Below are 3,210 nucleotides of genomic sequence, written 5' to 3'. Positions count from 1 at the left end.
GGTGGGGACGGGGCGTTCGGCGCGGCGGGCGCGACGCTGGAGCAGCCCGGCGGCGGGGCGGGCGAGCAGCGGCGTGAGCAGCGCGGTGACCGCGGCGCCGAGCAGGACGCCGGCGACCACGTCGTGCGGGTAGTGCACGCCGACGAAGGTGCGGGAGAACGCGGCGAGCACCGCCACGGGCAACGCCACCCAGCCGACCCGGCGGGACAGCAGCAGCGTCGCCACCGCCAGCCCGCCCGCGATCGTGGAGTGGTTGCTGGGGAAGGACCAGTCGCCCGTCGGTGGACACTCGCTCGCGACGATGGCGAGCTCGGTGGCGACCGCCCGGCAGGGGCGCTCCTGGTCCACCACCGTCTTCAGCGCCTCGCTGCACCCGTACGCGAGCACCACCGCCACCGGCGTCACCAGGGCGTACGCCCGGTCGCGCGGCCCACCTCCGAGCCGGGACACGGCCGCCACCAGCCACAGTGCGCCGAGCAGCAGGATCGCACCCTCGGTGAAGTGCCCGGCGAACCACTGCACCGGTTGCGGGGTGTCGGCGGCGAAGTCGACGATGTCCTGGTACCACTCGACGCTGATCTCCGGAACATCCGGCACGTCCGCATCAACCATGATTCACCTCACCGATCGTTCATACCGCGTTTAGCGGCCAGACAACCCTGGAACATCTGCAAGCCGGACGCAGTGTGCGTTGGTCAGGTGGCGCACCTGACTTTCGTCTCAGCGACCTCTCAGCCCGGTCTGCCACGGTTGACCCCGGTACGTCGACTCCTGGAGGCGTTGTGCACGACACCCCCACCGCCGATCGACCGCCGGCCGTGCGCGGGACGGGGGACGACGAGGTCTGGCGGATCCGGCGTACGGAGGCGGACTTCGACCGGCTCGCCGAGACCGAGTCGATCTTCGCGTTGGGCAACGGGTGGGTGGGCTGGCGCGGCAACCTCGACGAGGGCACGCCGTACGGGATGCCCGGCAGCTACCTCAACGGCTTCCACGAGCGGCGGGAGCTGAGCTACCCCGAGGACGGGTACGCCTTCCCGCAGCTCAGCGACACGGTGATCAGCGCGCCGAACGCCGCCCTGATCCGGCTCTGGGTCGACGGCGAGCCGCTGGACGTGCGCACCGGCACCCTGCGTGTCCACGAGCGGGTGCTCGACCTGCGCGCCGGGGTGGTCGAGCGGCACACCGAGTGGGTCTCCCCGACCGGGCGCGGCGTACGCGTCCGCAGCACCCGGCTGGTCTCGCTGCCCCGGCGCCCGGTGGCCGCCGTCCGGTGGAGCGTGGAGCCGCTGGACGGGACGGTCGAGGTGCGGGTCTGCGCCGACCTGCTCGCCAACGAGCGGGTGCCGGAGCGCTCCGACGACCCCCGCGCCGCGTCGGTGATCACCGATCCGCTGACCGCGGAGTACCGCCACTCGAACGGGCACGACGGCGTCCTCGTCCACCGCACCGGGCGCAGCGGGCAGCGGGTCGCCGTCGCCGTCGCGCACGAGGTGCGGGCCCCGGACGGCTTCGCCACCGGCGTCGACTGCGCGCCCGACCGGCTGCGCCTCACCCTGACCGGGACGCTGCGCGCCGGCGAGCGGGTGCGGCTGACCAAGTTCGCCGCGTACGAGTGCGCGGCGGTGGACGCGACGCCGCCGCAGGAACTGGCCGGCCTGGTGGTCGAGGAGGCCGGGGCGGCCCGCGCGGCGGGCTTCGACGCGCTGCTCGCCGCCCAACGCGCGGCGCTGGACGACGCCTGGCAGGCGGCCGACGTGCTGCTCGACGGCGACGTCGAACTCCAGCAGGCCATCCGGTTCGCGTTGTTCCACCTCATCCAGGCGGGACGGCCGGACGGCGACCGGACCATCCCGGCCAAGGGCCTGACCGGCAACGGCTACGACGGGCACGTCCTCTGGGACACCGAGGGCTACGTGCTGCCGGTGCTGACCTACCTCGCCCCGCGGGTGGCCCGCTCGGCGCTGCGCTGGCGGCACGCCCACCTGCCCGAGGCCCGCGAGCGCGCGGCGGAGCTGCGGCTGGCCGGGGCGAGCTTCCCGTGGCGCACCATCGGCGGCCGGGAGTGCTCCGGCTACTGGCCGGCCGGAACCGCCGGGTTGCACGTGAACGCCGACATCGCCGACGCGGTGCTGCGCTACGTCGCCGCCACCGGCGACGAGGAGTTCCTCGCCGAGACCGGGCTGGAGCTGCTGGTGGAGACGGCCCGGCTGTGGCACGGCTTCGGCCACTGGTCCGACACCGGCACCTTCCACCTGCACGGGGTGACCGGCCCGGACGAGTACTCCGCCCTCGTCGACGACAACGTCTTCACGAACCTGATGGCCCGGCGCAACCTGCGCGGCGCCGCCGACGCCGCCGAGCGGCACCCCGAGGCGGCGGCCCGGCTCGGCGTGGACCCGGTTGAGGTGGCCGGCTGGCGGGCCGCCGCCGACGCGGTCCTCGTCCCGTACGACCGCAAGCGCGGGGTGCACCAGCAGGCGGCCGGCTTCACGGAGCAGCCGGAGTGGGACTTCGCGAACACCTCCGACGACGACTACCCGCTGCTGCTGCACTTCCCCTACCTGGAGCTCTACCGCCGGCAGGTGGTCAAGCAGGCCGACCTGGTGCTCGCGATGCAGCGCTGCCCGGGGGAGTTCACGGCCGACGAGAAGGCGCGCAACTTCGCCTACTACGAGGCGCGGACCGTCCGGGACTCGTCGCTGTCGGCCTCCCCGCAGGCGGTGCTCGCCGCCGAGGTCGGGCACCTCGACCTGGCGTACGACCTGTTCGCCGAGTCGGTGCTGCAGGACCTGGCGGACCTGGGCGACAAGACCGGCGACGGGCTGCACCTGGCGTCGCTGGCCGGCGCGTGGCTGGCGCTGGTGCAGGGCTTCGGCGGGATGCGCGACGACCGGGGCGTGCTCTCCTTCGACCCGCGGCTGCCGGCCGCGATCGACCGGCTGGCGTTCCACCTGCGCTGGCGCGGTCACCGGCTCCGGGTCGCCCTCACCCGCAACGAGGCCCGCTACGAGCTGCCCGACGCCGGCCCGGAGACCGGCATCGAGGTGTGGCACCACGGCGAGCCGCTGCGGGTCACCGGCGGCGAAGCGGTGGTCCGGCCGATGCCCGAGGTCCCCGACCCCGGCCCGGAGCCGCCCTGCTGCGCTTCGAACTCGACAACCGGGAGTGGTTCGCCCGGTCGGTGCCGGACCGGGGCGACGCGTACTT

Annotated in this window: 2 protein-coding genes; one reads left to right on the top strand and one right to left on the bottom strand. The window is 74.3% G+C overall.

Annotated elements, in window-relative coordinates; genetic code table 11:
* Window positions 1-612: phosphatase PAP2 family protein (locus ACSNOB_RS31670; protein ID WP_436691080.1), on the bottom strand; the 612-nt coding region annotated here is incomplete at its 3' end.
* Window positions 613-782: 170 nt separating this feature from the next.
* Here ACSNOB_RS31670 and ACSNOB_RS31665 point away from each other — a divergent pair.
* On the top strand, window positions 783-3,210 hold a 2,428-nt coding region (locus ACSNOB_RS31665), incomplete at its 3' end, for a glycoside hydrolase family 65 protein (RefSeq protein WP_436691078.1).

The organism is Micromonospora sp. URMC 106 (assembly GCF_051386395.1).
GTDB lineage: Bacteria > Actinomycetota > Actinomycetes > Mycobacteriales > Micromonosporaceae > Micromonospora.
The sequence above is the reverse complement of the archived record's forward strand: the minus strand, read 5'-3'. Positions and strand labels throughout refer to the sequence as shown.